Origin of the sequence: Aliisedimentitalea scapharcae (genome assembly GCF_045277565.1) — a bacterium.
Taxonomy (GTDB): Bacteria; Pseudomonadota; Alphaproteobacteria; order Rhodobacterales; family Rhodobacteraceae; genus Aliisedimentitalea; species Aliisedimentitalea scapharcae.
Genome location: NZ_CP123584.1, coordinates 2,781,341 through 2,807,803, shown reverse-complemented (window position 1 = coordinate 2,807,803; position 26,463 = coordinate 2,781,341). Strand labels below are relative to the sequence as shown.

Here is a 26,463-nt window from a genome sequence, read left to right as displayed (position 1 = left end):
GAATTTGAATTCTTTAAATTTATCAGGACATGTCCCCGTGGATCGCAAATTGATCCAACCCGGCAGCCTGGGGTTCGATCACACGAAACGATTCGAGCACCCCGGACGCGGATAATTCCCGCGACACGGTCAACAATGTGTTGGCGTCGTGATCGTCGCATAGATCCAGCATATGCTGGATTTCTTCGGAGGCGACAGGACGGGCCGCATATATGTCTGGCGCGCCATAGTGGGTTACGAAATGTTGGGCCAAAGCATCGGTGATCGTATCAACCTCTTCGGGTTCAATCTGGGTGACAGCCACAAATGTCACACGCCCTGCGGTTTCGATGCCGAGCCAGCCGTTGGAAAAGGACTGGCGGGCCTTGCCGGTCAGATCTTCCTCGGTCCAGTTGGAGAATTCGAACCCACCGGAGATGCACCATTCGCCGGTGCGTGCAGACACCGGGAAGACGCGCGTGTCGCTTTCGTCAAAATGAATGGCGCGGGCCAGTTTCATGACAGATCCTCCAACAATGTGCTTAGCGCAATCAACCGGGTCGTATCGCCCTGGCGCAACAACATTCCAAACCGTTCGTCCACCCCCAGAAAGGTCCCGGACTGTTCGGATTGGGTGATGTCTTCGCCCATACCATAGGCCAGCCCGCGCCATTCACCATGCAGCGGCTTGGCCCCTTCGTCCTCCCAGCGGCTGATCCAGTTCAACGTGTGACGAGCCCAGCTTTCCAGCAGATCCGGGGCTTTGACATCGGCGCAGCCTTCGGAAAAAAGCGCAGTTTCATCAGGCGTTGTGCCGGGATCGTCGCCTGTCGGCCACAGGGGCAGATCAAACCCGACAACCAGCCAGTCGGGGATGTGTGTCGGGTCCTGGGTGTTGGCAGCAATCCGCATGTGACCGCATTTTGCACCATTCACCCGCAGTCCTCCGGCCCATTCCAGATGTACGGCGACCTCGGGTGGGGCCAGGGCCCCCAGCGCATTTTGAAACCCAACAGCGCATAGCGGCAGCATGGTCATCGCGTCCTCCAGCGGGACTTCTGGCGCAAATACAAGCGCGGCACGCAGCACATCGGTCGACAGATTGTAAACCACCAACCCCGCATCACATCCCACGGCGGCCTTCATGCAGGCGGTGACGAACGGGTCGTCGTCGCCCTGAACGGCATAGCCCGACATCAGCGGTGGTAGTACGATCTGGGTCATGCGCTCTCTCATTTGATTGGCCAACATATGTTGGCGCACGGGGGACTGGGGCGGGTGGATACGGGGTCCGCCCTGCCGAACCAGTGTGGGCAATGCCGCCAGTATTGACGACACAAGCCGCGATTTCCTAACATCATCTATGGCTTTCTGGCTTCGCATGTCCATTCTAACCGGCATATTTCTGGTGTTTTCGAACGCCCAATCTGTTGCGAATGAACGACAATTTCGGCTTGCGGTACCAGCAGAGATTGTCGAAAGCGGGCTGTTGAAACATCTGCTGCCCCGATTTTCTCTCAAAACCCAGGTCAAGATCAGCGTGGTTGATGTCGATGCCGTCGCCGAAGTCAGCCTGGGAACGGTTGGTTTTCCGGTGTTCGATGGGGCGGGGGGCAAATGGCGGGCGCTGGTGCATGTGCCAGATCATGTGGGGGTTCAAAAGTTTTCGGACTGGATCACATCCGAAATCGGTCAACGTACCATTGCGTCCTTTGTCGTGGATGGGGTTCAGCAATTCACCTTGCCCGAAGCCGAGACAGTTCAGGAGGTCGCGGTGCAGATGGATGGGGACGCAACCGCCGGCCAGGATATCTCGCGGCAGAAATGCGGACGATGTCATGTGGTCATCGCCAGCGAGCGGATGAATGCCATCGGGTCGACCCCGTCGTTCTTTGCCCTGCGCAGCCTGCCGGATTGGGACGAACGTTTTGCAGCCTTCTATACGCTCAACCCGCATCCCGCCTTCACTCAGGTCGATGAGGTGACGCCGCCCTTTCCCAGCGACCGTCCGTCGCCAATTGTACCTGTCCGCATTACGATCAGCGACCTTGAATCCGTGCTGGCCTATGTGGCATCGCTGGAACCGGCGGATTTGGGGGCACCGTTGGAACATCAGTGATCGCGACGCTTGCTGAGATAGTCTTCGGTGGTGCGCGGACGCGGACGTTCCTTGTCTGCGAACGGATTGTTTTCCGAATGGTATTGGGCGTTTACCCTGCAATCGCTACACATCTGGATCATGCGGGCCGCTTCCGGGGTCTGGAACATGCCATGGTGTCCAGCCAGCTTCTCCGAGATTTTTTCGATGGTGGATTTGACCCCGAACAGGGCCCCACATTCGACGCAGGCAAACGGTTCTTCTTCATTCAGCACCACCTGTGACAGCGCATCATTGCCCAGATTCATTCGGGGGGCATAGGTGATCGCGTTTTCAGGGCAGACGTTGGAGCATAATCCACACTGCAAACAGGCATCTTCCTGAAACAGCAGCTGAGGGCTGTCCGGGTTGTCGCCCAATGCGCCCGAGGGGCACAGCGAAATGCAAGACAAGCACAGCGTACAGCTGTCCGTATCGACCAGAACAGCGCCATAGGGTGCGCCGTCGGGCAGGGGCAGGATCGCGTCGCCACCGTGCAGCGCCTTGACCGCTGTTCGGGTGATCTGGCGTCGGGTGCCCATGGGGCGCACAGGCGTTTCAACGGTCAGGGAGGCCGTGGTGCCATACAGGATGTCCGAGAGGCGATCCGGGTCTGGGGTTTCGATCATGGTGATACATCCACCGACCAGCGCAAGGGCCAGGTTGATTTCGCTGTGCATGACGTCCCGGTCGGTGCCGGGCGTTACCAGAATGCTGACTTTCCCGAACCCTGCCGCCATCGCAGCCACCATTTCTGCGTGTCCGATGGTATTGAGCGCCTCAACCTCCATTGGGATCACGTCTGCCGGCAGGCCGCGCCCATAGCGGGCCGCCATGCCGATTATCTCGCTCCCTTCGGCGTTGACCACCAATAGGCCCGGTGCCTTGCCACCTGCGTCCAGACAGGCCTTGGCCAAGGTCTGGATCCTGCGAAAGGTAAAGTCTGTCGGAGGCGCATCATAGTTGATCGCACCGGACGGGCACAGCGATGCGCAGGCACCGCAACCGGCACAGACCATCGGATCCACCTGTACATGGTCGCCGTTTGGCGAAATGGCCCCGGTCGGGCAGGCGTCCAGACAGCGGGTGCACCCGGTCTGAGTGGCGCGCGAATGAGCGCACAACAGCGGCTCGGTACGCACGTATAGCGGCTTTTCGAATGTGCCGACCATATGCGAGACCTGCAAGACGGCGGCTGCGACCGTTTTGGGGCTGTTCGGATCCGCTTGCACGTAACCGTCCCGCTTTTGCGGGGCGGGAAACAGTGGCATTGTCCCCCGCAGATCCAGGATCACATCACAGTGGGAGATCCCACCATCGCGCGGCGAGCCAAAGGTCATGGCTCCGGGGCCCGCCGGATTGAGCTGGCGCAGGGCGTCGATCCTGACCTTGAATTGACCCAGCGATCCTGTGGCCGATTTCAGGTTTCCCAGCACGACGTCATAGGCGCGGGTCATTGGCGTATCCTGCATGTCGGGCAACAGGACTGTCACGCTTAGGAAATCCTTGAGCATATCAGCGACGTCCAACGCCGTTTCATCGCGCCCCAGGATCAGGCAAATGCCTTCGGACATCACGTCCAGGGATTTGGTCGCGGGAACCTGCAGGCTGGCTTCGGCAACCAATGCGGCCAATTTGGGCAGTTTTGGTCCGGTGTCTGTGCTCCATCCTGCCCGATCGCGCAGGTCCAGATAGGCGGGTGACGGGGTGTTCAGGCTGTCTGCCAGCTCATCAAAAAAGGCGGTTTCCTGAGCGCAGCAAAAAATTGCATCGCCTGCTGCAATGGCTTGGGCAGCCTGTTCTGATTGGGTTGTGCACAGGGCGGAATGCACCTGGGAACAGGCCATCCCAGTTGCCTGGGACAGGGCCTGCGGGTCAATTGGGTTCGAGTTGCAACAGTCACATAAAATCAACGTTTTAGACATCATTACCTCGCGTGGATTTCTGTGTTTCCGGACCCGGGATCATTCCCGGTTCGACTTCAAACTAGGCATGATTCTGATGAGCCGTAAACCGCGTTTTTGGAACGGAACCTGTGTTGGACATGGCGAATCATCGGGCTGATTCGGGCCCATCGTTGGTGTGTGGAATTACCCAATTCTTTTAGTCGGATTAGACATTTAGTCCCTGCGGGTATGCAGTGGTATTCTGGGTTGCCCAAATTGTCCGCAAAGCTGGCTTAGCTGACTGGAGAGCGAGATCAGGCTTGGTCGATGCCGTGGGTTGGGGCACTTTTTTAAGGCAAACAACAAAGGCTCCGCTGCGTGTGATCCGCCACCCTGAAAAATATGAAACTATGCAAATCGGTGTCGTGTTACGGCGTAGCCCGGGGGTGACCCAGTGGGCGCGCTGGTCGTGGCGGGCGGTTGCAGCGCTGCCGGGGGCCGGGTCGGCGGATTGGGTCCTGTTGCGCCAGGATGGCGATGTCAGCGAATTTCATGCAGCGACACACACCATGGAGCTGCATGGGGCGGATACCGAATCCTATCTGCACGGGCTGCACGCGCAATTGCCCTGTCTTTATGTGGTGATGCGCGCGACCGAGGACGACCAGCGCCCCTTTGATGTGGTTCTGGTCACCGCGTCGCCCTATGAGGCGCAGGATTATTGCGACAGCGGCGAGGACGTCGTGGAAAAGATCGTGATGCCGGAGGTGGTAAAAGCGTGGGTGCGCGATTTTGTGACCAGATACCACACCGAAGAGGTCTTCAAGAAACGCAAACGTGACAAGAAGGATGTCACCCGCGTCGAGGACGGGGTGGGGGATCCCCGGATCAAGCAGCTGGTAGATGTCTATCGGTCGCCCGTATCGGCCAAGAAGGAGCGCCTGCAATGACGCGCGATGATTTCTGGTCCCGCCGCCGGGCCGCCGTCGCCGCCGAAGCACAGGCTTCGGAGCGGGCATTGATCGAAGCAGAGACCGCCGAGCGCGACGCCGAATTGGCCGCCCGCCCCGAAGCAGACGTTCTGCAGGACCTGGGGTTGCCGGATCCCGACACACTGGGTGCAGGCGATGATTTCAAGGTTTTCCTGACTGACAAGGTTCCGGGCTATCTGCGCAAACGTGCCCTGCGCCGGTTGTGGATGACGAACCCGGTATTGGCCAATGTTGATGGGCTGGTCGATTACGGCGAGGATTTTACCGACGCTGCCATGGTGCCAGAGATCATCCAGACGGCCTATCAGGTTGGCAAGGGCATGAAGGCCCACGTCGATGAGTTGATCCGGCAGGCACAGGAAGAGGCGACTGAAGTCGCCCAGGACCAACCGGCACAGGACACAGACAGCGACGAAGAGATCCAGGAAGACATCGGCGATGAGAACCAGGAAGAGATCCAATCGGACCTCGCATCCGTGGCCGGGCCGGCGACCCTTCCCTTGGACCAGACCCAGGACCGGGATGCGCCCGAGATAGACCCGCACGCTGCCCTTGTTGTCCCAGTTATGGCGTCCCCGCCTGCTGTTGCGACTGCCGTCGACACAGAGGCCGCGCCAATGTTGCCCCGGCGTATGCGGTTTTCTTTCGTAGATGACGGGCAAGACATATGATCAAGGAGACCCAGATGTCTGCATCAGCAGAACAGATCCCGGCGCAACAGCCCGCCGACGTGCAACCCGAAGATCGCCTGCGGGCGGATCTGTACAATTTCCTGGGGTTGCTGCTGGCTGGTCCTCCGGATGAATTGCTGTTGGCCCAAAGCGCGGGTCTGAGCGGGGATGACAGCCCGTTGGGGGGGGCGATAAATACGCTGGCCAAGATCGCCCAGTTGAGCAAACCCAAAAAGGTCAACAGTGAGTTCAACAAGCTGTTCATTGGATTGGGACGGGGCGAATTGTTGCCCTATGCCAGCTATTACCTCACCGGGTTCCTGAACGAAAAACCACTGGCGGCCTTGCGCCGTGACATGATGGTGCGCGGGATGTCGCGCGCAGAGAATGTCTATGAACCCGAAGACAATATCGCGTCGCTCATGGAAATGATGGGTGCGCTGATTGTCGGTCGGTTTGGTACCGTGTCGGACATGGCAGACCAAAAGGTCTTCTTTAACCGTCATGTCGCGCCCTGGGCGGGGCATTTCTTTTCAGATTTGGAAGCGGCGCAGAACTCGGTCTTTTACGCGGCCGTCGGCAGCGTTGGACGTGCGTTCCTGGAGATCGAGACTGAAGGCTTCCGGATGAGCGCGGAGTAATCCGCATGAAGAGGCGGGAAACCGCCTGTAACCAGAGGGGAGGACTCTCACATGGCAAAGAAAAACGAGGAGGCGCAAAGCCGCCGCGATTTTCTGAAACTGGCTGCGACCACAGCGCCGGTTGCCGCCGTCGCGGTTGCGACGACGGGAACGACGGCCGAGGCCGCAGACCCCGACCTGTCATCGGAAAAGATGCAGGATACAGCGCATACCCGCGCCTATTACGACAGCGCCCGCTTCTGAAGCGGACATTGTCATTTGACCAAAGGCGACTGGTTGCGTGACGCCCGACTGCCTGCGGTTTTCGTTAACCTAGCCAGGCCCACACTTGGGCTGCGAGGGAGGAAAATATGCTTAGGAAAAAGACCAACGGGGTTGCGAGACGCCCCCAGCGGACAAGTATCCTGTCTGAGGTTGCGGAAAAATCCGTCGACCGCCGCGCGTTTTTGCGTGGCAGCGGACTGGCCATTGGGGGCCTGGCCGCGATCAGCGCCACCGGTGGAACGGTGACACAGGCCAACGCAGCATCCGCTGCTGCCGGGGCCGTCGAAGCGATTAAATCGGTCTGCACCCATTGTTCGGTCGGCTGTACCGTGGTCGCCGAAGTTCAAAACGGTGTCTGGATCGGGCAAGAGCCCGGCTGGGACAGCCCGTTCAATCTGGGGGCTCATTGCGCCAAAGGGGCCTCGGTACGCGAGCACGCCCATGGCGAACGCCGCCTGAAATACCCGATGAAGAAAGAAGGCGGGGAATGGAAGCGCATCAGCTGGGAACAGGCGATCAACGAGATCGGCGACGGCATGATGCAGATCCGCGACGAAAGCGGACCTGACAGCGTCTATTGGTTGGGTTCGGCCAAACACAACAACGAACAGGCCTATCTGTTCCGCAAATTCGCTGCCTATTGGGGCACGAACAACGTGGATCACCAGGCCCGGATCTGTCATTCGACCACAGTTGCCGGTGTTGCCAACACCTGGGGCTATGGTGCGATGACCAATTCGTACAATGACATCCACAACTCCAAGGCCATTTTCATCATTGGCGGCAACCCGGCCGAAGCGCACCCGGTTTCGCTGTTGCATGTGCTCAAGGCCAAGGAACAGAACAACGCGCCCTTGATCGTGTGTGACCCTCGGTTCACCCGCACGGCGGCCCATGCCGACGAATACGTGCGGTTCCGTCCGGGTTCGGATGTGGCGCTGGTCTGGGGGATTCTCTACCATATCTTCGAAAACGGCTGGGAGGACAAAGAGTTCATCCGTACGCGCGTATGGGGGATGGATCAGATCCGCGAGGAGGTCCGCAAATGGACTCCCGAAGAGGTCGAACGTGTCACCGGCACACCCGGATCCCAGCTGAAACGTGTGGCCCGCACAATGGCCAACAACCGACCCGGAACCGTGATCTGGTGTATGGGCGGGACCCAGCACACCAATGGCAACAACAACACTCGCGCTTATTGCATCCTGCAGCTTGCTCTGGGCAACATGGGTGCCAGCGGTGGTGGTACCAACATCTTCCGCGGCCATGACAATGTGCAGGGTGCAACTGACCTGGGCGTTCTGTCCCACACCCTGCCAGGGTATTATGGCCTGTCCAAAGGGGCCTGGGCCCATTGGGCGCGCGTCTGGGAGGAAGACCCCGAATGGCTGGCCGGTCAATTCGACAAGATTGTCGACAAGGACGGCAAGGACAAGAGCCTGCAGAATCTGACCGGTATCCCGGTGTCGCGCTGGATTGATGGTGTTCTGGAAGAAAAGGACAACATGGATCAGCCCAACAATGTGCGGGCCATGGTTCTTTGGGGACACGCGCCGAACTCGCAAACGCGCGGGCCAGAGATGAAGACCGCGATGGAAAAATTGGACATGCTGGTCGTGGTTGACCCGTATCCCACCGTTTCCGCCGTTTTGCATGATCGCACGGATGGCTGCTATCTGCTGCCGGCCTGTACCCAGTTCGAAACCCGGGGGTCTGTCACGGCGTCAAACCGGTCGTTCCAGTGGCGCGACAAGGTCGTGGATCCGCTGTTTGAATCCAAAACCGACCACGAGATCATGGGGATGTTCGCCAACAAGTTCGGCTGGGCGGACCGGTTCTTCCGCAATATCGAGATGGAGGATGAAAACACCCCCAATGTTGAGAGTGTAACCCGCGAATTCAACAAAGGATTGTGGACCATCGGTTATACCGGGCAATCGCCGGAGCGGCTGAAACTGCATATGGCGAACCAGCATACCTTTGATCGCACGACCTTGCAGGCCATTGGTGGTCCCGCAGATGGGGATTATTACGGCTTGCCATGGCCTTGCTGGGGCACGGCTGAAATGGGACATCCCGGAACGCCGAACCTCTATGACATGTCCAAACCCGTGTCCGAAGGTGGTCTGACTTTCCGCGCCCGATTTGGTGTGGAACGGGATGGGGACAACCTGTTGGCCGAAGGCGTCTATTCCGCGAATTCGGACATTCAGGATGGTTATCCCGAATTCACCATGCAGATGCTGATGGATCTGGGGTGGGACAGCGACCTGACCGACGCAGAACGCGCGTCGATCGACGCGGTGGCGGGTCCCAAGACCAACTGGAAAACCGACCTGTCCGGCGGCATCCAACGGGTGGCGATTCAGCACGAATGCGCGCCCTTCGGAAATGCCAAAGCCCGGGCCGTGGTGTGGACCTTCCCGGATCCGGTGCCGCTGCATCGCGAACCATTGTACACGCCGCGTCGTGATCTGGTTGAGGATTACCCGACATACGAGGACCGCAAGTTCTATCGTCTGCCGACCATGTATGCCTCGATCCAGAAGAACGATTTCTCCAAGGATTACCCGATCATTCTCACCTCCGGCCGTCTGGTCGAATACGAGGGTGGCGGCGAGGAGAGCCGTTCGAACCCGTGGCTGGCCGAACTGCAACAGGACATGTTTGTCGAAATCAATCCGCGGGACGCCAATAATCTGGGACTGCGGGACGGCGCACAGGTCTGGGTCGAAGGGCCCGAAGGCGGCAAGGTCAAAGTCATGGCGATGGTGACCGAACGGGTCGGCGAAGGCGTGGCCTTTATGCCGTTCCACTTTGGCGGTCATTTCCAGGGCAAGGATCTACGGGACAAATACCCGTCCGGTGCAGATCCATATGTGTTGGGGGAATCTTCGAACACCGCCCAGACCTATGGCTATGACTCTGTCACCCAGATGCAGGAGTCCAAGACGACCCTCTGCAAGATCTCAGCAGCATAAGGAGAAAGAGAAATGGCAAGATCCAAGTTCCTCTGTGACGCCGAACGCTGCATTGAATGCAACGCCTGCGTCACGGCCTGCAAGAACGAGCACGAAGTGCCGTGGGGCATCAACCGCCGTCGTGTGGTGACCCTGAACGACGGCAAACCGGGCGAACGTTCGCTGTCGGTGGCCTGTATGCATTGTTCCGATGCGCCCTGTATGGCGGTGTGTCCGGTCGACTGCTTCTATCAGAACGAAGAAGGCGTTGTCCTGCACTCCAAGGACCTGTGTATCGGCTGTGGCTATTGTTTCTATGCGTGCCCGTTTGGCGCGCCGCAATATCCGCAGGCGGGCAATTTCGGCAGCCGTGGCAAGATGGACAAATGTACCTTCTGTGCCGGTGGCCCCGAAGAAACCCATTCGACCGCCGAGTTCGCCAAATATGGACGCAACCGGATCGCGGAAGGCAAGTTGCCGATTTGTGCCGAGATGTGTTCGACTAAGGCGCTGTTGGCCGGGGATGGAGACGTTGTGTCCGCCATCTACCGCGAACGCGTGGTTGCCCGTGGCTTTGGCTCGGGTGCCTGGGGATGGGGCACCGCCTATGATCAGAAGGGCGGCTGACCGCCTCTGACACTGTACATCACGCGGTGGCCCGGTTTTCGGGCCACCAGCAGACCCCTGATGATCTGAATTAGAATTGGAGGTGGGCCCATGCTTCGCGTGGCACTCGCACTCGCCCTGTCGATCCTGCTTGGCCTGCCAGCACTGTCGCAGGAAACCCCTGATCGCAGCGCCACGGGTGGCGCTCAAACTCTTGAAGATATTTTGGCGCGTCAACGCGGCGAGACTGTTGATGACGGTTTCCGCCGTGAGAATACCGGAGATCCGTCCCGGGCACAGGCTCCGGTTCCGCAACTGGGCACGTTGGGAGGTCTTTCGGATCCCGAAATCTGGCGCGCTGTGCGCTATGGGTCGGCAGAGACCAATGTGTCCGCCGGGGGCACGGTCGCCACTGTCCTGATGCAGGATGGAGGCATGCGTTGGCTGAGTTGGCGTAGCGGTCAGCTGAGCCGGGTCGGGGCCTGGCTGTTGATCGGCACGCTTGGCGCGTTGGCCCTGTTTTTCCTGTTGCGTGGTCGGATCAGGATTGATGGAGACACGACTGGGCGCACTGTGACCCGGTTCAAGACCATTGAACGGTTTGGGCATTGGCTGTTGGCGGGATCGTTCATCCTGCTGGGGGTGACAGGGCTGTTTACCCTGTTTGGCCGAACCCTCATTGCGCCCTTAATGGGCAAGGAATTTAACGCAACGCTGCTGATTGCGTCCAAATGGGTGCACAACAATGTGGCCTGGGCCTTTATTCTGGGGCTGGTCATGATCTTTGTAATGTGGGTGGTTCACAATATTCCCAGCCGGTCAGACATCACATGGCTACGTCAGTTCGGCGGGATCATTGGAAACAGCCATCCTCCGGCGAAAAAGTTCAATGCCGGGCAAAAGCTGATCTTCTGGTCGGTGATCCTTTTTGGCGGCTCTATTGCCGTTTCTGGGGTCTCTTTGTTGTTCCCCTACGAATTGCCGCTGTTTGCCAAGACGTTTTCAGCCCTGAACGGAATGGGGGTCACCTCCTTGCCGGTGCTCGGAGAGCTGCCGGCGCAACTGTCACCGCAGGAAGAGATGCAATATGCCCAAGGATGGCACGCCATCATGGCGTTTCTGCTGATGGCCATCATTCTGGCCCATATCTATATCGGTTCGGTGGGGATGGAAGGTGCCTATGACGCCATGGGCAGTGGTGAGGTGGACGAAGCCTGGGCCGAACAGCATCATTCGATCTGGCTGGCCGAGATGAAGGAAACCGGTGCCAAGGACACGACCAACACCAGCGAGACCGCTCCGGCGGAATAACCGATGCGGTTTGGTCTGGGTCTGATATCTCTTGTCACCTTGATGATTGCGCCAGGCCTGCTGGCGGCCCAGGACTTTACAACTCTCAAGGGGCACGGTGGCCCCATCAAGGGACTGGACGTGGCGCGGGACGGGCAGGTGGCTTCGGCCAGCTTTGACAATTCGGTGGGGCTGTGGGTCGGGCGAAAACCGGTCTGGCTCGACGGACATGACGCGGCCGTAAACACAGTTGCGTTTCTGGACGACGGGCGGTTGGTGTCCGGGGGAGATGACTTTGCCGTGCGATTGTGGGACGGAAAGACCAGCCACCTGCTGGGGCGCCACAAGGGCAAGGTGATGGCGGTCACAGTGTCCCCTGACCAGTCGCTGGTCGCCACGGCCAGCTGGGATGGATCGGTCGGCTTGTGGTCGTTGACTGGGGGGGATGCAGAGGCACTTTACCCACCTGACGCGGGCATCAATGATGTGGTGTTCTCTCCTGACGGGGCGCAGATCTATGTGGCGACGACCAAGGGAGCGGTCCTGCGGTATGACATGTCAGAGCCATCCGCCCCATTTCCGCTGGTGAGACACGGGTTTGGCGTCAACACGCTGATCCTGTCCCCGTCGGGCAATTGGTTGGCCTATGGAGCGGTGGATGGCGGCACCCGGATCGTGAATGCCCACAGCGGCGAAGCCATCGCGGATTTTACGCTGGACCGGAAACCGATCCTTGCCATGGCCCATGATCCGCAGAACGCCGCGTTGGCCGTTGCGGACGGGCATGGCTACATCATGACCGTGAACACCGATGACTGGAAGATCCGGGGCGATTTCCGCGCAACCCGCCAAGGGCCGGTCTGGGCCTTGGCGTTTTCTCCCGATGGCGCGCTGGTCTATGCCGGGGGGCTGGATGATGTGATCTATGCATGGCCCGTGGCGCTGATGAACCAGCTGACCCCGGCCCAGGGCCAGGACCGAACGTTCCTGCGGGACGCCGCAGAGATGAGCAATGGAGAGCGTCAGTTCATGCGAAAATGTTCGATCTGTCATGCGCTGGAGCCCAGCAATTCCCGCAAAGCGGGGCCGACATTGTTCGGCGTGTTGGGGCGCAAGGCCGGAACCGTGCCCGGTTATTCCTATTCCAGAACCTTGTCGGGGTCGAAAATCGTCTGGGATGAAACCACAATTGATCAGCTGTTCCATCAGGGCCCGGACCATTTTGTCCCGGGGTCCAAGATGCCTATGCAGGTGATTGCCAGATCCCGCGACCGTCAGGATCTGATCGACTATCTGAAAGCGCGAACCCATAGCAAGGAACCGTACAAATGAAAGCGATGTTGACCAGCTTTGCAGCAATCGTTCTAATCGCGATAGCAGCCAATTTTGGATTGGAGAGGGCCGGGTTCTCTGCACAGGATGTGCACTCGGGCACCGCGGTCAGGTTGGATTAAGGAACCAGATGCAAACCGCAACGATCAATGAATATGGCGACAGCCTGGCAAATGCTTCGATTCTGGTGGTCGATGACGAACCAGGGATGCGCAATTTTCTATCCAAGATCCTGAGCCCGCGCTGCAAACGGGTTGAACAGGCCGCATCTGCAGCCGAAGCCACCAGCAAGCTGGACGGGGCCTATTTTGACCTGGTGATCCTCGACAATATCATGCCGCGCAAGACAGGGTTGGACTGGTTGCATGAACAGCGCTTTGTCGGGTTGTTTTCCGAAACCATCCTGATGACGGCCTATGCCGACCTGGAAACCGCAATCAAGGCGGTGCAGACCGGGGTGGCCGATTTTGTACTAAAGCCATTTCGCGCCAATCAGATTCTGAACGCTGCGGCGCGGGCGCTGGACCGGCAGAACCTGCGGCGCGAAAACTACCTGCTCAAACATGAACTGGAAGGGGAAGGGGGCCTGGGGCGCGGGCGCCTGTTGGGCAGTTCTGTTGCCATCTGCGAGGTGCGCGACCTTTTGGAGCGGATCGCCCCTCATCCAACACCGGTGTTGTTCACGGGGGCCACCGGCACCGGCAAGGAGGTGGCCGCGCGCACCCTGCATTCGATGTCGGACCGGGCTGGCAAACCGTTTGTCGCGGTCAATTGCGCGACGATTTCGCCGGATCGCATTGCGCATGAGCTGTTCGGTTTGATTGATAATTCGGACAATCGCCGTGATGGGCTGTTCCTGCACGCCGAAGGCGGCACTCTGTTTCTGGATGAAATCGTGCAGATGCCTGAACAAGTCCAGGCCGCATTGTTGCGCGTGCTCGAAGATCACCGGGTCCGCCCGGTTGGTGCCGAACGTGATATTCCGTTGAACCTGAGATTCCTGTTCGCGACCAACGCGAATTTGGAAAAGGTGGTCGCGCAGGGGGAATTCCGGGCGGATCTCTTTCATCGGATCAATGTGTTGACCGTCGATATGCCGCCGCTCAGAACCAGATCCGAAGATATCGTCGAATTGGCGTCATTGTTCATTCAACAGTTTTCGCGAACCCTGGGGTTGCCGGCACTGGAACTGAACGAAGAAGTCCTGATGAAATTCACCCGATATGAATGGCCGGGAAATGTCAGAGAGTTGAAGAACCTGATCGAACGATCTGTAATATTGGGGGAATTTCCGGACAAGTTTTCAGGGGATGGGCAGATCACCGGCAGTCGCGCGGTTGAATCCCTGGACCTGGTCATGCAGCGACACATCATGCACATTTTGGATCAATGCAATGGGAACCGCGCAGAAGCGGCCCGCCGATTGGGTGTATCACGCAAGACTGTGGACCGGAAATGCGCGACCTGGAACGTGTGATACGCCCCGCATAACGGGTTCAGTCCACCAGCACTTCGGGCAGCCAGATTGAAAACGCGGCACCGCCGCTGTTACGGTTGCGGGCGCGGATGTGGCCGCCTTCGCGTCGGATCAGCGTTTGGCTGATCGACAGGCCCAGCCCCGTTCCCTCTGCCGGCTTTGTGGTGAAAAACGGGTCGAACAGATTGTCGAGATTGTCGTCCGGAATACCGGGCCCGGTGTCGCCAATACAGAGACAGGCACCGGCCTGTCCCTTGTCTTCTGTCTGAGACAAAGACACCGACAGCACGCCGTCATTTCCCATGGCCTGTGCCGCGTTGACCAGAAGGTTAACGATGACCTGCTGCAACTCTCCGGGGTTGATCCGGACCAGTGGTGCTTTTTTCAGGTCGGTTTCGACGATGATATTTGTCTGGGACAGAACATGTTCAACCAGAACCAGGCAATCCTTCACCACCAAAGCGATATCGACGCTTTCTTCGTAGGTGCCAAATTCCGTCGGACGGGCGAATTGCAACAGCTTGTCCACGATGGTCGAAATCCGTTGGACCTGGCGATCCACCAGGTTGAGTTCGGTTTCGACGTCGCGGGCGCGTTCGTTTAATGTCAGCCGGATCACGTCCACATTTCCTTGAATGACGGCGACAGGGTTGTTGATTTCATGGGCGACGCCAGCCGTGATTTCTCCGATCGAGGCCAATTTTTCGGACATCACCAGTTGCTTGAATGTCTCTTCCAGTTTTTGATTGGCCTGTTTCAGCTCTGCTGTTCGGTTTTCAACGCGTTCGTTCAGCTCGTCGGCCCAGGCGCGCAGGGCTTGGTCGCGTTCTTGAACCTGATCCAGCAATGTGTCGAGATGGCGGGCGACATGGCCGATCTCGTCTCGGGCCTGTATGTCTCCATTGCGCGCCGCCAGATCGCCACGTTCAACCCGCGACATGGTTTGGATCATCTTTTCCAGCGGCGAAAAGATGCCTTTGGCCATGCGCAGGAAAAACGGGACGGACAGGGCCAACAGGGCCAGAACGGCAATCAGAAGCGCCCAATAGGCTTCGCGCTTGACGGCAACAAAAGGGGCCTCGAGAAATCCGACATACAACATGCCGACCCGATCCCCAAAGCTGTCGGTGATCGGCAGATAGCCCGAGATATACCAATCATTTACCACAAATGCCCGATTCAACCATTTCTGGCCCTGGTCCAGAACCGCACCGCGCACCACCGCAGACACGCGCGTTCCCAACGCGCGGACGTCTTCAAACAGGCGCACATTGGTGGAGACGCGCACATCGTCCAGAAACAGGGTCGCGGTGCCCTGACGGTCACCGCCGGTGGCGGCGTTCAGATAGACAAGTGAGTTGATGGTGTCGATGAAATCGAGGTTCCGGTTCAACAGGATCCCTCCGATCAGAACGCCTAGGCTGCCTGCCGTACCAACCGGGCTGGCCGTATGAACCACCATGCCGCGTTCTTCGATGGTGCGATCCGTGGGCACTGCGGCAACTGTTTCAATCAATGGAACACGGGCACGCAGGGCCAGATCCGCCGAGATAGCCGACAGATCCTGAGGCGAGAACAGATCGATCTCCGAGGCCAGTTTGCCGGTTCGTGCCGATTGCACAACGGGCCATCTGCCGATCGCATCCGGTTGGGCCGTGGGGGACAGGTAATAGAGAAAGTCCAGTTCCAGCGTGTTTTGCTTTTGCTTCAGGAACTGGTCGAACTCTGCCCGGTCGGCGTGCAGCTGATCCAGAAACGCCGCCGAATCCGCCACCCCTTGGACATCCGCGCCGGTGCGCATCAGGATCTGCCCCAGATATTGTTCAGCGATGCGCAGATCGCTTTCGACATTGGCGATCAGGATGTCGTCGTATTCCGCGGTCCAGCGCGTCAGACCCAGCAACAGCATCAGTGGCAAGAGGACCACCAATGGCAGTAGAGCAAGGATCAACAGGCGCAGACGGACTGATTTCAACCGGGGTTCCCAATCAAGCAAGTTGCTGAACACTCCATTATGCATATCAAGTTTCGATTGCATACAGCCCAACGAAAACGCCCGGACCCTGAGGGGCCCGGGCGTTGCCTATCGGGTTGTCGATGGACAGACGGTATCAGCCGTCGGCGCGGGCCATCCGCTTGCGTTCATGCGGGTCCAGATAGCGTTTGCGCAGGCGCACGTTGTTGGGCGTCACTTCGACCAGTTCGTCGTCGTTGATATAGGCAATCGCCTCTTCCAGCGACAGGGTCATTGGTGTGGTCAGGCGCACCGCGTCGTCGGTGCCAGAGGCGCGCACGTTGGTCAGCTTCTTGCCTTTCAACGGGTTCACTTCCAAATCGTTGTTCCGCGAATGTTCGCCGATGATCATACCGGTATAAACGTCGGCCTGGGCACCGATCATCATCTTGCCGCGCTCTTCGAGGTTCCACAATGCAAAGGCAACGGATGTGCCGTTTTCCATCGAGATCAGAACACCCGAACGACGGCCCGGAATGGACCCTTTGTGTGGGGCCCAGCCGTGGAATACGCGGTTCAACACGCCAGTACCGCGGGTATCGGTCAGGAATTCACCGTGATACCCAATCAGGCCGCGCGACGGCACGTGGGCGATAATGCGGGTTTTACCAGCACCGGCCGGTTTCATTTCGACCAGCTCGCCCTTGCGGTGGCCGGTGATCTTTTCGATCACGGCACCAGAGTATTCGTCATCCACGTCAATGGTGGCTTCTTCGATTGGCTCCATACGGACGCCGTTTTCTTCGCGGAACAGAACCTGCGGGCGCGAAATCGACAGTTCGAACCCTTCGCGGCGCATGTTTTCGATCAGAACGCCCATCTGCAATTCGCCGCGACCGGCAACTTCAAACGCGTCACCGCCGGGTGTGTCGGTGATTTTGATTGCGACGTTGGATTCGGCCTCTTTCATCAGGCGGTCACGAATGACGCGGGACTGAACCTTTTTGCCGTCACGACCGGCCAGGGGGCTGTCGTTGATGCCAAAGGTCACTGTGATGGTGGGCGGATCAATTGGCTGGGCGTCCAGCGCGTCGTCAACGGCCAACGCACAGATGGTGTCCGCCACGGTGGCCTTGGACATGCCGGCAATGGATACGATGTCACCGGCCTGTGCTTCTTCGATGTCCTGGGTGCTCAATCCGCGGAACGCCTGGATTTTGGTCACGCGGAACTGTTCGATCTTTTGGCCGATGCGGGACAGGGCCTGCACGGTTGCCCCGACCTTGAGCTTGCCGCTTTCGACGCGGCCGGTCAGGATGCGGCCCACAAACGGGTCGCTGCCCAATGTGGTGGCCAGCATGCGGAAATCGTCATCCTGTTTCTTGATCTGGCGCGGTTCGGGAACATGGTTCACGATCAGGTTGAACAGCGCGTGCAAATCCTTGCGCGGACCATTCAGGTCAGCGTCAGCCCAGCCATTACGACCCGACGCATACATATGCGGGAAATCCAGCTGATCATCATTGGCACCAAGGTTGGCAAACAGGTCAAAACATTCGTCCAGCGCACGATCGGGTTCTGCGTCGGGTTTGTCGACCTTGTTCAGGACCACGATGGGGCGCAGACCCAGAGCCAGAGCCTTGGAGGTCACGAATTTGGTCTGGGGCATCGGGCCTTCGGCTGCGTCCACCAGCAGAACAACACCGTCTACCATCGACAGGATACGTTCGACTTCGCCGCCAAAATCGGCGTGTCCGGGGGTGTCAACGATATTGATCCGGGTGCCTTTCCATTCCACCGACGTCGGTTTGGCGAAAATGGTAATGCCGCGTTCGCGTTCCAGATCGTTGCTGTCCATGGCCCGTTCAGTGGTGGCCTGGTTTTCGCGGTAGGTACCGGATTGTTTCAGCAGTTCGTCAACCAGAGTTGTTTTTCCGTGGTCAACATGAGCGATGATCGCAATATTGCGCAGGTCCATGTGGAAAGCCTTTTCAAGGGAGTTGCCGCGCGCATAGCCCGTTGCTCTGGTGAAGGCCAGAGAAAATGCATCTTTGCGGCATTAATGGCGGATTTTGGGGCTCTAGTGGGTCGAACTGTTGGAAAACAGGTGTATCACCAGAATGCCCAGAACGATCATGACCATGCCCAGAACGGCCGGCAGGTCCAGCTTTTGTCCGAAGACGACAAAACCGATGGCTGCGATCAGGACAATCCCCAGTCCGGACCAGATGGCATAAACAATTCCCACCGGCATCAGTTTGAGCGTCAAACCCATCATATAGAACGAAAACGCATAGGCCACGATGACAATCAGCGATGGCCCCAGCCGAGAGAATTGTTGGCTGGCCTGCAAGGCCGTGGTGCCAATGGTTTCGGCAGCAACAGCAATGAAAAGATACAGGTATTGTACCGGCATGGGCGGCCTCTCCACAATTGAATGGGCCTGTCAGGGGACGGGCGTTGTACCCGAGTAGCGGAAATTTTCCTGTGGCGACAGTCCCAGATGCGTCACCTGTGCGGCATCCGGCGGCCATACTTCTGTAATCACAGTGTACGACGTTGGGTCAGAAAGACAGTTTGCGCCGTTTTGCAGCCCGTGCCTCTCGTTCCAATTGTTCCTGACCCTTGCGGAATGAGTTTTCGACAAAATCCATATGAACGCGGGCAGCAGTTTCCGCCCGGTCCGGATCTCCATTCAGGATCGCATCGGCAATTTCAATATGCTGATCCAGCAGCGCCTTGCCCGTGCCATCCATGGTGCGCAGGAATTCACGGTTATAAAAGACGCCCTGGCGCGTCAGATCATAGATCGAAGCCATCATATGGATGAGCGTGGTGTTCTGGCTGGCATCTACGACCGCGACGTGCAGGCGCAAATCGGCCTCTTGGCTCGCGTCTGAATCATCCTGTTCCCAGGCCACCTGCATGTCGCGAATGATTTCGCGGATCCGGTCCTTGTCGGATTGTGTGGCCCGGTCGGCTGCCATGCGGGCGGCAAAGGCTTCTTGTTCGCGCCGGTATTCGAGATAGTCGTAGAACGCATTGCCATGGCGCGCGTATAGCGACAACAGAGCGGGGGACATGGCCCGACCGGTCAGCTGCGCGACAAAGCTGCCTTCGCCATGGCGCACATGGATCAGCCCGCGTTCCTCCAGGATCTGCAGGGCTTCGCGCAATTTGGGGCGCGACACGCCCATGGCATCGGACAGTTCCCGTTCCGAGGGGAGCTTGCGCCCCTCCTTGAGGATGCCGTCAACGATCATCGATTCGATTTGATCGACCACCGCGATGGCCACTGATTCGTGTCCGACGGGGTCGAATGGGCTGGTGTCGGTCATCGGTTTTGGGCCTTTTGGTTCGCGCGACAATTTTTTTGGTCGTCTTTTTATTTTACCACTGCATAGCTGCATTGCAAGCAGGGAATACCCAGAACTACGTAGAGGTTGGGGTGAACTAATCTTATGTTAAAAAACAAAACTTCCAAAAATCGGGAAATATTTCCTGAAATTTCTGTTCTGAGAATATGCGAGATTTTGATCCAGTGAATGACATTGGTGGTAAATAAAGTTGTTGACCAAAATGCGTGGTCAACAATATTTACCAAGCATGCCACGCAATGTGGTGCCCAAGACGGCCGTGGGGACGGCTGACACGCACTCTGGAGGAGATGACATGAAAAAGACCCTGACCACATTGGCCGTTGCCGCGTCGCTGTTGACCGCACCGGCTGCCATGGCTGCAGACAAGATGCTGCTGAAAACCCCGATCGCGTTTTCCACGTCGCTGCCGGGTCTGGGTTCGCCCATTCCGCGGGTGGCCGAACAGTTGGATCTGATGTCGGGTGGCACACTAAAAATGAAGGTGTATGAACCGGGCAAACTGGTTCCGCCGTTTGAAATCCTGGATGCTGTGTCTTCGGGCAAGATCAACTCGGGCTATACCACTGCCGGATATTGGGCGGGCAAAATCCCGGCCGCACCGCTGTTTTCCGCCGTGCCGTTTGGCCCCGAGGCGGGCGAATACATGGCGTGGCTGTATTACGGCAACGGGATGAGCCTGTATCAGGAGATGTATGATCAGGCCGGGTACAATGTGCATGTTTTGCCCTGTGCCGTGATTGCCCCGGAAACGTCGGGTTGGTTCGCCAAGGAAATCAACAGCCCCGATGACCTGCAGGGCCTGAAAATGCGCTTCTTTGGTCTGGGTGGCAAAGTGATGCAGAAACTGGGCGTGGCCACGTCGCTGCTGCCTGGTGGTGAAATTTTCCCTGCGCTGGAAAAAGGCGCAATTGACGCCACCGAATTCTCGATGCCCGCAATCGACGCGCGTCTGGGCTTTCACAAGCTGGTCAAATTCAACTACTTCCCCGGCTGGCACCAGCAGGCGACCGTGTTTGAACTGCTTGTGAACAAGGACGTTTGGAACGGTGCATCCGAACAGCACCGTGCCATCATCGAAAACGCCTGCAAGGCGTCGATGACCGACAGCTTTGCCGAAGGCGAAGCGATCCAACACGCCGCCCTGATCGACAACGTTGAAAACAACGGTGTGCAGATCAAACAGTGGAACGACGAAATGCTCGCCACGTTCCGCAGCACCTGGGACGACGTTGCCGCCGAAGAGGCCGCCAACAACGAATTCTTTGCCAAGGTTCTGGGTGACATGAATGGCTTCCGCGACGGGTATGCCGTGTGGAAGGAAAACGCCTTCCTCCCGCGCAAGTAATTTCACTTGCGCCCCGGACAGGGGCGGCCAGTCCACCCCGGCTGCTCCTGTCCATTTGCTGATTTTCGACATTTTCCAAATTTGCCGCGGGCACGTTTTCGCCCCCCACGAGCCGCACTGCCAGGACCCTGAGGAGGAGAAAATGGCCGATAATACCCACCCCCGCGACGCTGGACTTGACCGGACGCAGAACCGGGCATCGGACGATCCGATCGAAGTTTACGAACACATTCTTGAACATGACGATCAGGACCGGCAGACCGTTGCCGTCGCGCTGGACAAAACCGTCAAAGGCATCGGCAATGTCGTCATGTGGGCCAATTTGCTGCTGGTGGCGGCCATCGTGTCCCAGGTGTCGATGCGATATCTGTTGAACCAGAACTATCCCAAACTGGACGAAATCCAGTGGCATTTCTACGGGCTGGTCACGATGATCGGCATTTCCTATGCTCTGGTCACGGACAGCCATGTCCGTGTTGACCTGTTGCATATGCAGCTGTCGCGTCGCGCACAGCGGATCATCGAAGTGATCGGAATTCTGGCTCTGATTGTCCCGTTCATCTATCTGATGATTGATCAGGGGTATGACTATTTCTACGAAAGCTGGCGGGTGAACGAACGCTCCAGCAGCCCCACCGGCCTGCCAGCCCGCTGGGCGCTCAAGGCCGTGATCCCGATCAGCTTTGTCTTGCTGGCTTTGGCAGCTTTGGCGCGCTTGATCCATGATGGCCACGCCTTGTTTACCAATCTCGCCGAAGAGCGCGAGGGCAAGGGCCTGCGCCTGATCGTCTGGGCGCTGCTGGGCTTTGGTGTGGTGGCCGTGGCGCTGACCTTCCTGGTGCACAGCACCGAGGAAAAGCTGGTCATTGCGATGTTCCTGACATTCATCGCGTTGTTGTTCACCGGGTTCCCGGTGGCCTGGACGCTGGCCGGTGTTGGGGTCGCCTATTGTGGGCTGGCCTATCTGTTCGACAACGGCATGATGAACTGGACCGGGTTGGAAGAGACGCTGACCGGTCTTGATTACCTGACGCTGGGCGCGGTGGTGAACCGGGTTTATGCCACCATGTCCAATGCGGTTCTGGTGGCGTTGCCGATGTTCATTTTCATGGGGCTGATGCTGGATGAATCCGGAGTGGCCGAACGGTTGATGACGTCGATGCAACGTCTGTTCGGTACGGTGCGTGGCGGTCTGGCGATCACCGTGACCATGATCGGCATCATCCTTGCGGCCTCGACCGGAATCATCGGCGCGTCCGTGGTGCTGTTGGGCGTGCTGTCGCTGCCGTCGATGATGGAACAGAAATATTCGCCATCGCTGGCCGCCGGTGTTGTGTCTGCCTCTGGCACATTGGGTATCCTGATCCCACCGTCGATCATGTTGGTGATCATGGCGGATCAGATGGCGCTGTCCGTTGGTGATCTGTTCATGGCTGCGGTATTCCCGGGGGTCATCATCGGGGCGCTGTATCTGACCTATATCTTTGTTATCGCCCTGATCAAACGCGATGTGGCCCCTGTGCCTGCCGGTGCGAAACGCCCGGATTGGAACGCGGTCAAGGACGTGTTGATCGCGGTGCTGCCGACGCTGGGTCTGATCCTGGCGGTTCTGGGGTCGATCTTTGCCGGTGTGACCACACCGACCGAAGCCTCGGGCGTGGGGGCATTGGGCGCGACGGTCCTGGCGCTGGGGTATCGCAAGCTGACGCTGGCCAAACTGGTCAATGTGCTCAAGGCGACGTTCAACACCACGGCCTATATCTTTGCCATTTTCCTGGGGGCGACGGTGTTCTCCTATGTTCTGCGTGAATTGGGTGGGGATGCGTTGATCGAAGATATGATCGGCGGCACTGGGTTTGGTGCCACGGGCACCGTGATCATGATCCTGTTCATCGTCTTCCTTCTGGGGTTTGTGTTGGACTGGATTGAAATCACTTTGATCGTGCTGCCGTTGATGCGCCCGATCGTGAACGGGTTGGGGTTGGATATTCCCGGTTTTGGTGCCATCGACGAACCCGCGCTGGTGTGGTTTGTAATCCTGGTGGCCGTGACGTTACAGACGTCGTTCCTGACGCCGCCAGTGGGGTTCGCGCTGTTCTATCTCAAGGGCGTCTGTCCACCTGAGATCAGGTTGACCGATATCTACAAAGGCATCATCCCGTTTGTGATCCTGCAGCTGACCGGTCTGGCCTTTGTGTTCCTGTGGCCTGCTCTTGCGACCTGGCTGCCGTCAGTGGCTTACTAAGCCAGAGGAGACAGAGCCCATGACCGATCAGGATCTTGTCCGCCAGCTGCGCAGCATTGTGGGGTCGCGCCACACGCTGACTGGTGCCAAACAGACGCTACGCTTTCGCAAGGGTTTTCGCTCGGGCGAGGGGGAAGCGCTGGCCGTTGTTCAGCCTGCCACACTCACGGAGCAATGGCGCGTGCTGCAGGCCTGTGTCGCGGCGGACAAGATTGTGATCATGCAGGCGGCCAACACCGGCCTGACCGAAGGATCAACGCCCAAAGGCCGCTATGATCGGGATGTGGTGTTGATCAACACACGGCGGATGGATCAGTTGCAGCTGATCAACGAGGGCAAACAGGTGATCGGTTTTCCCGGCTCGACCCTGTTTGCGCTTGAAAAGCTGTTGGCCCCAATCGGGCGGCAACCGCATTCGGTGATCGGGTCCTCTTGTATTGGGGCGTCCATCGTGGGGGGCGTGTGTAATAATTCCGGCGGGTCTTTGGTCGAACGCGGGCCGTCCTATACCGAACTTTCCCTGTTCGCCAGGATCACGACGGACGGCACATTGGAACTGGTCAACCATCTGGGTATCGCCCTGGGCACCACCCCCGAAGAGATCCTGTCTCGGCTGGAGGCGGGCGACTATGGCCCACAGGACATCGAAACCGACAACCGCAAGGCGTCTTCGTCGGACTATGCCCAGCGGGTGCGCGATGTGGATGCACCCAGCCCGGCGCGGTTCAATGCCGACAAGTCGCGTCTGTACGAAGCAGCGGGCTGTGCGGGGAAGTTGGCGGTGTTTGCCGTTCGGCTGGACACCTATCCGGTCAACGAGGACGAGCGCACATTCTATATCGGGACCGGGGATACCGGCGCGCTAAGCGAGCTGCGCCGTCGCATCCTGTCCGGATTTCAGACCCTGCCGGTCAGTGCCGAATACCTGCATCGGGACGTGTTCGACATTTCCGATACCTACGGCAAGGACACAATGGTGATGATCGACAAGCTGGGCACAGACCGGCTGCCGATGTTCTTTGCCATGAAGGGTGCCATGGATGCGCGGCTGGCCGGTATCCCGGGGATGGCCCGGTTTACGGACCGTTTCATGCAGTTCGTGTCTCGGCTGTGGCCCGACATCCTGCCACGCCGGATGCGCCAATATCGTCAGGAGCATCCGCATCATTTGATCCTGAAGATGCGCGATGGCGGCATAGACGAGGCCCGGACTTTGCTGAGTGAATTGGCCGGGCAGGGCGCATTGGCGTTTTTTGAATGCGATGCGCGCGAGGCCAAAATGGCGGGTTTGTTGCGTTTTGCTGCTGCCGGTGCAGCGGTGCGCTATATGGCTGTCCACAAAAAACAGGTCGAGGACATCATTGCTCTGGACATCGCGCTGCGCCGCAATGACCGCGATTGGTTCGAGGATCTGCCAACCGAGATATCCAATCAGCTGGTCGGCAGGCTGTATTATGGCCATTTCATGTGCCATGTGTTGCATCAGGACTATATCGTCAAAAAAGGCTGTGATCCCAAGGCGCTCAAGGCTGCGATGCTCGAGCTGCTGGACAAACGCGGTGCAGAGTATCCGGCCGAACATAATGTCGGTCATCTCTATGCCGCCAAACCCGATCTGGCCGACTTTTACCAGTCCATCGACCCCACCAATTCCATGAACCCCGGCATTGGCAAGATGTCGCGTAACCGAAATTACACCTGACAGCGGCGGTTTCCGGGGCAAAAACACCGCCAGACCCGCCAAAGTGACGCAGACGGGCCGCGACCCGGTGGTTTTTGGGCTTCCCTGATCGCATCAGACGTGGTTTTTCCGAGTATACCCGGAACAAATTTGCGCGCGCGAGGGCAAAAAGACGATGTTGGATCTGTGGGACGGCGTGTCCCAGGCTTTCTTTTTGCTGATATCGCTGGATTCGGATCTGGTCGAAATCACTTTGCGTTCCCTTCAGGTGACGCTGAGCGCGCTGGCCATCGCATCAGCTATTGCCTTGCCGTTTGGTGCATTGTTGGCGGTGCGCCGGTTCCGGTTCCGCCGCACCACGATTGCCGTGCTGAACGCGCTGATGGGGCTGCCGCCGGTCGTTGTCGGGCTGGTGGTTTATGTCTTTCTCAGCCGCTCGGGCCCGTTTGGGGTGTTGGGGTTGTTGTATACGCCAACAGCGATGATCATTGCGCAGGTGATCATTATCGTTCCGTTGATCGCATCAATCGCCCATCAGTCGCTGCGCGAGCTGTGGTCGGACTACCATGACCTGCTGATCTCCATGCACACGACCTATTTCCAACGGATCAAGGCGCTGTTGTGGGATGGGCGTCGTGCTTTGCTGACCGCTTCGCTTGCCGGGTTTGGCCGCGCCATTGGCGAAGTCGGGGCCATCATGGTGGTGGGCGGCAATATTGACCACGTGACCCGGGTGCTGACCACGGCCATTGCGCTGGAAACCGGCAAGGGCGATTTTGGTCTGGCGCTGGCCCTGGGGTTCATCCTGATCGGAATGGCCATTGCGGTGAACCTTGCGATCCATTGGTTGACGCGCACAGAACAGGAGGGCCGGTGGTGAGCGGTCTGTTTCCCCTGATTGCCAAGGACGCGGTGGTGCGTCGCCGGGGCAAGGTTCTGGTCGGTCCCGTTGATCTGACTCTCCAAGCAGAGGGGGTCACGGCAGTGATCGGGCCCAATGGTGCAGGCAAGACCACGTTGTTGCGGATGCTGCACGGTATTGCCCGTTTGTCGGCGGGGTCAGTGCGATGGAATTGCCCTCCAGACGCGGCCCAGCAGAGACAAGCGTTTGTGTTTCAGACCCCGGTAATGATGCGCCGTTCGGTGCGCGACAACATTGCCTATCCATTGCAATTGATCGGTATCCCCAAAAAACAGGCCCGCGCGCGTGCCGAAGAGTGGGCCGAACGGGTCGGTCTGCAGTATGCCATGGCCCGTTCGGCGCTGATGCTGTCAGGGGGAGAGCGTCAGAAGCTGGCGCTGGCGCGGGCGTTGATCCGGGCACCGGAAGTGTTGTTTCTGGACGAACCCTGTGCGGCGCTGGACGGGCGCGCGACGCGCGAGATCGAAGAGATTTTGCTGGGCGCAGCGGCGGCAGGAACGCGGTTGATCATGTCGACGCACAACATGGGGCAGGCACGGCGGCTGGCCAGCGAGGTTGCTTTTGTGCTGAATGGGCGGATCCATGAATTCAGCGCGGCTGGGGATTTCTTTGATGGGCCGCGCAGGCCGCAGGCAGATGCGTTTCTGCGCGGCGATATTGTGGAATGATGTGCGCCATGCCTTCCGTAGGGGCAACGGGGG

General features: G+C 58.5%; 23 protein-coding genes. 16 read left to right on the top strand and 7 right to left on the bottom strand.

Annotation, left to right across the window (positions count from 1 at the left end; all coding sequences use genetic code 11):
* Positions 1-22: 22 nt before the first annotated feature.
* Together QEZ52_RS13180 and QEZ52_RS13175 are read right to left on the bottom strand one after the other, a co-directional pair.
* Entirely contained in the window at positions 23-499 is a 477-nt protein-coding gene (locus QEZ52_RS13180; RefSeq protein WP_406644823.1) for a DUF6505 family protein, read from the bottom strand.
* Positions 496-1,203 (bottom strand): biotin/lipoate--protein ligase family protein, encoded by a 708-nt coding sequence (locus tag QEZ52_RS13175; RefSeq protein ID WP_406644822.1) that lies wholly within the window; start codon positions 1,201-1,203, stop codon positions 496-498. The genes QEZ52_RS13180 and QEZ52_RS13175 overlap by 4 nt, the downstream gene beginning before the upstream one ends.
* A gap of 139 nt (positions 1,204-1,342) precedes the next feature.
* On the opposite strand from QEZ52_RS13175, the gene QEZ52_RS13170 reads away from it, so the two are divergent.
* Positions 1,343-2,098 (top strand): hypothetical protein, encoded by a 756-nt coding sequence (locus QEZ52_RS13170; RefSeq protein WP_406644821.1) that lies wholly within the window; start codon positions 1,343-1,345, stop codon positions 2,096-2,098.
* Here QEZ52_RS13170 and QEZ52_RS13165 read toward each other — a convergent pair.
* The gene (locus QEZ52_RS13165) at positions 2,092-4,041 is read right to left on the bottom strand and encodes a 4Fe-4S binding protein (RefSeq protein ID WP_406650465.1); all 1,950 of its coding nucleotides are present in this window, start codon (positions 4,039-4,041) and stop codon (positions 2,092-2,094) included. The two genes, QEZ52_RS13170 and QEZ52_RS13165, sit on opposite strands and share 7 nt — an antisense overlap.
* Before the next feature lie 371 nt (positions 4,042-4,412).
* Here QEZ52_RS13165 and QEZ52_RS13160 point away from each other — a divergent pair, with 371 nt between their 5' ends.
* The 10 genes from QEZ52_RS13160 to QEZ52_RS13115 all read left to right on the top strand — a co-directional run bounded on the left by QEZ52_RS13160 (position 4,413) and on the right by QEZ52_RS13115 (position 14,235).
* A complete protein-coding gene (locus QEZ52_RS13160) occupies positions 4,413-4,952 on the top strand; it encodes a DUF3305 domain-containing protein (protein ID WP_406644819.1) in 540 nt (179 codons plus the stop codon).
* Positions 4,949-5,665 carry a DUF3306 domain-containing protein gene (locus tag QEZ52_RS13155; RefSeq protein ID WP_406644817.1) on the top strand — a complete coding sequence of 239 codons (717 nt, stop codon included), beginning with the start codon at positions 4,949-4,951 and terminating at the stop codon, positions 5,663-5,665. Before QEZ52_RS13160 ends, QEZ52_RS13155 begins: the two co-directional genes overlap by 4 nt.
* A gap of 14 nt (positions 5,666-5,679) precedes the next feature.
* The gene (locus QEZ52_RS13150) at positions 5,680-6,306 is read left to right on the top strand and encodes a molecular chaperone (protein ID WP_406644816.1); all 627 of its coding nucleotides are present in this window, start codon (positions 5,680-5,682) and stop codon (positions 6,304-6,306) included.
* A gap of 51 nt (positions 6,307-6,357) precedes the next feature.
* Positions 6,358-6,549, top strand: a complete 192-nt coding sequence (locus QEZ52_RS13145; RefSeq protein ID WP_406644815.1) for a twin-arginine translocation pathway signal protein — start codon at positions 6,358-6,360, stop codon at positions 6,547-6,549.
* Positions 6,550-6,656: 107 nt separating this feature from the next.
* A complete protein-coding gene (locus QEZ52_RS13140) occupies positions 6,657-9,551 on the top strand; it encodes a formate dehydrogenase subunit alpha (protein WP_406644814.1) in 2,895 nt (964 codons plus the stop codon).
* A gap of 12 nt (positions 9,552-9,563) precedes the next feature.
* Complete coding sequence (gene fdh3B / locus QEZ52_RS13135; protein WP_025048013.1) at positions 9,564-10,157, top strand: formate dehydrogenase FDH3 subunit beta; 594 nt, start codon at positions 9,564-9,566, stop codon at positions 10,155-10,157.
* 90 nt (positions 10,158-10,247) lie between these two features.
* Complete coding sequence (locus QEZ52_RS13130; RefSeq protein WP_406644813.1) at positions 10,248-11,447, top strand: formate dehydrogenase subunit gamma; 1,200 nt, start codon at positions 10,248-10,250, stop codon at positions 11,445-11,447.
* A 3-nt stretch (positions 11,448-11,450) separates the two neighbouring features.
* Positions 11,451-12,758 carry a c-type cytochrome gene (locus tag QEZ52_RS13125; RefSeq protein WP_406644811.1) on the top strand — a complete coding sequence of 436 codons (1,308 nt, stop codon included), beginning with the start codon at positions 11,451-11,453 and terminating at the stop codon, positions 12,756-12,758.
* The gene (locus QEZ52_RS13120) at positions 12,755-12,880 is read left to right on the top strand and encodes a hypothetical protein (protein ID WP_406644810.1); all 126 of its coding nucleotides are present in this window, start codon (positions 12,755-12,757) and stop codon (positions 12,878-12,880) included. Before QEZ52_RS13125 ends, QEZ52_RS13120 begins: the two co-directional genes overlap by 4 nt.
* 8 nt (positions 12,881-12,888) lie before the next feature.
* Positions 12,889-14,235: a sigma-54 dependent transcriptional regulator gene (locus QEZ52_RS13115; RefSeq protein WP_406644809.1), complete on the top strand. Its 1,347-nt coding sequence runs from the start codon at positions 12,889-12,891 to the stop codon at positions 14,233-14,235.
* Positions 14,236-14,254: 19 nt separating this feature from the next.
* Here QEZ52_RS13115 and QEZ52_RS13110 read toward each other — a convergent pair whose 3' ends face one another.
* The 4 genes from QEZ52_RS13110 to QEZ52_RS13095 all read right to left on the bottom strand — a co-directional run bounded on the left by QEZ52_RS13110 (position 14,255) and on the right by QEZ52_RS13095 (position 19,527).
* Positions 14,255-16,210 carry a cache domain-containing protein gene (locus QEZ52_RS13110; protein ID WP_406644808.1) on the bottom strand — a complete coding sequence of 652 codons (1,956 nt, stop codon included), beginning with the start codon at positions 16,208-16,210 and terminating at the stop codon, positions 14,255-14,257.
* A 136-nt stretch (positions 16,211-16,346) separates the two neighbouring features.
* Entirely contained in the window at positions 16,347-18,167 is a 1,821-nt protein-coding gene (gene typA / locus QEZ52_RS13105; protein ID WP_406644807.1) for a GTP-binding protein TypA, read from the bottom strand.
* A gap of 102 nt (positions 18,168-18,269) precedes the next feature.
* Positions 18,270-18,605 carry a multidrug efflux SMR transporter gene (locus tag QEZ52_RS13100; RefSeq protein ID WP_406644805.1) on the bottom strand — a complete coding sequence of 112 codons (336 nt, stop codon included), beginning with the start codon at positions 18,603-18,605 and terminating at the stop codon, positions 18,270-18,272.
* Positions 18,606-18,753: 148 nt separating this feature from the next.
* Complete coding sequence (locus QEZ52_RS13095) at positions 18,754-19,527, bottom strand: FadR/GntR family transcriptional regulator (protein WP_406644804.1); 774 nt, start codon at positions 19,525-19,527, stop codon at positions 18,754-18,756.
* A gap of 334 nt (positions 19,528-19,861) precedes the next feature.
* Between QEZ52_RS13095 and QEZ52_RS13090 the strand changes: the two genes are divergently transcribed.
* The 5 genes from QEZ52_RS13090 to QEZ52_RS13070 all read left to right on the top strand — a co-directional run bounded on the left by QEZ52_RS13090 (position 19,862) and on the right by QEZ52_RS13070 (position 26,430).
* Positions 19,862-20,914: a TRAP transporter substrate-binding protein gene (locus tag QEZ52_RS13090; protein ID WP_406644803.1), complete on the top strand. Its 1,053-nt coding sequence runs from the start codon at positions 19,862-19,864 to the stop codon at positions 20,912-20,914.
* Positions 20,915-21,056: 142 nt separating this feature from the next.
* Positions 21,057-23,159 (top strand): TRAP transporter large permease subunit, encoded by a 2,103-nt coding sequence (locus QEZ52_RS13085; RefSeq protein ID WP_406644802.1) that lies wholly within the window; start codon positions 21,057-21,059, stop codon positions 23,157-23,159.
* Between the two features lie 19 nt (positions 23,160-23,178).
* Positions 23,179-24,861 carry a D-lactate dehydrogenase gene (gene dld / locus QEZ52_RS13080; RefSeq protein WP_406644801.1) on the top strand — a complete coding sequence of 561 codons (1,683 nt, stop codon included), beginning with the start codon at positions 23,179-23,181 and terminating at the stop codon, positions 24,859-24,861.
* 154 nt (positions 24,862-25,015) lie between these two features.
* Positions 25,016-25,720, top strand: coding sequence for an ABC transporter permease (locus QEZ52_RS13075; protein ID WP_406644799.1), 705 nt, complete (start codon positions 25,016-25,018; stop codon positions 25,718-25,720).
* On the top strand, positions 25,717-26,430 hold the full coding sequence (locus QEZ52_RS13070) for an ATP-binding cassette domain-containing protein (RefSeq protein ID WP_406644798.1): 714 nt from the start codon (positions 25,717-25,719) through the stop codon (positions 26,428-26,430). Before QEZ52_RS13075 ends, QEZ52_RS13070 begins: the two co-directional genes overlap by 4 nt.
* Positions 26,431-26,463: the final 33 nt, after the last annotated feature.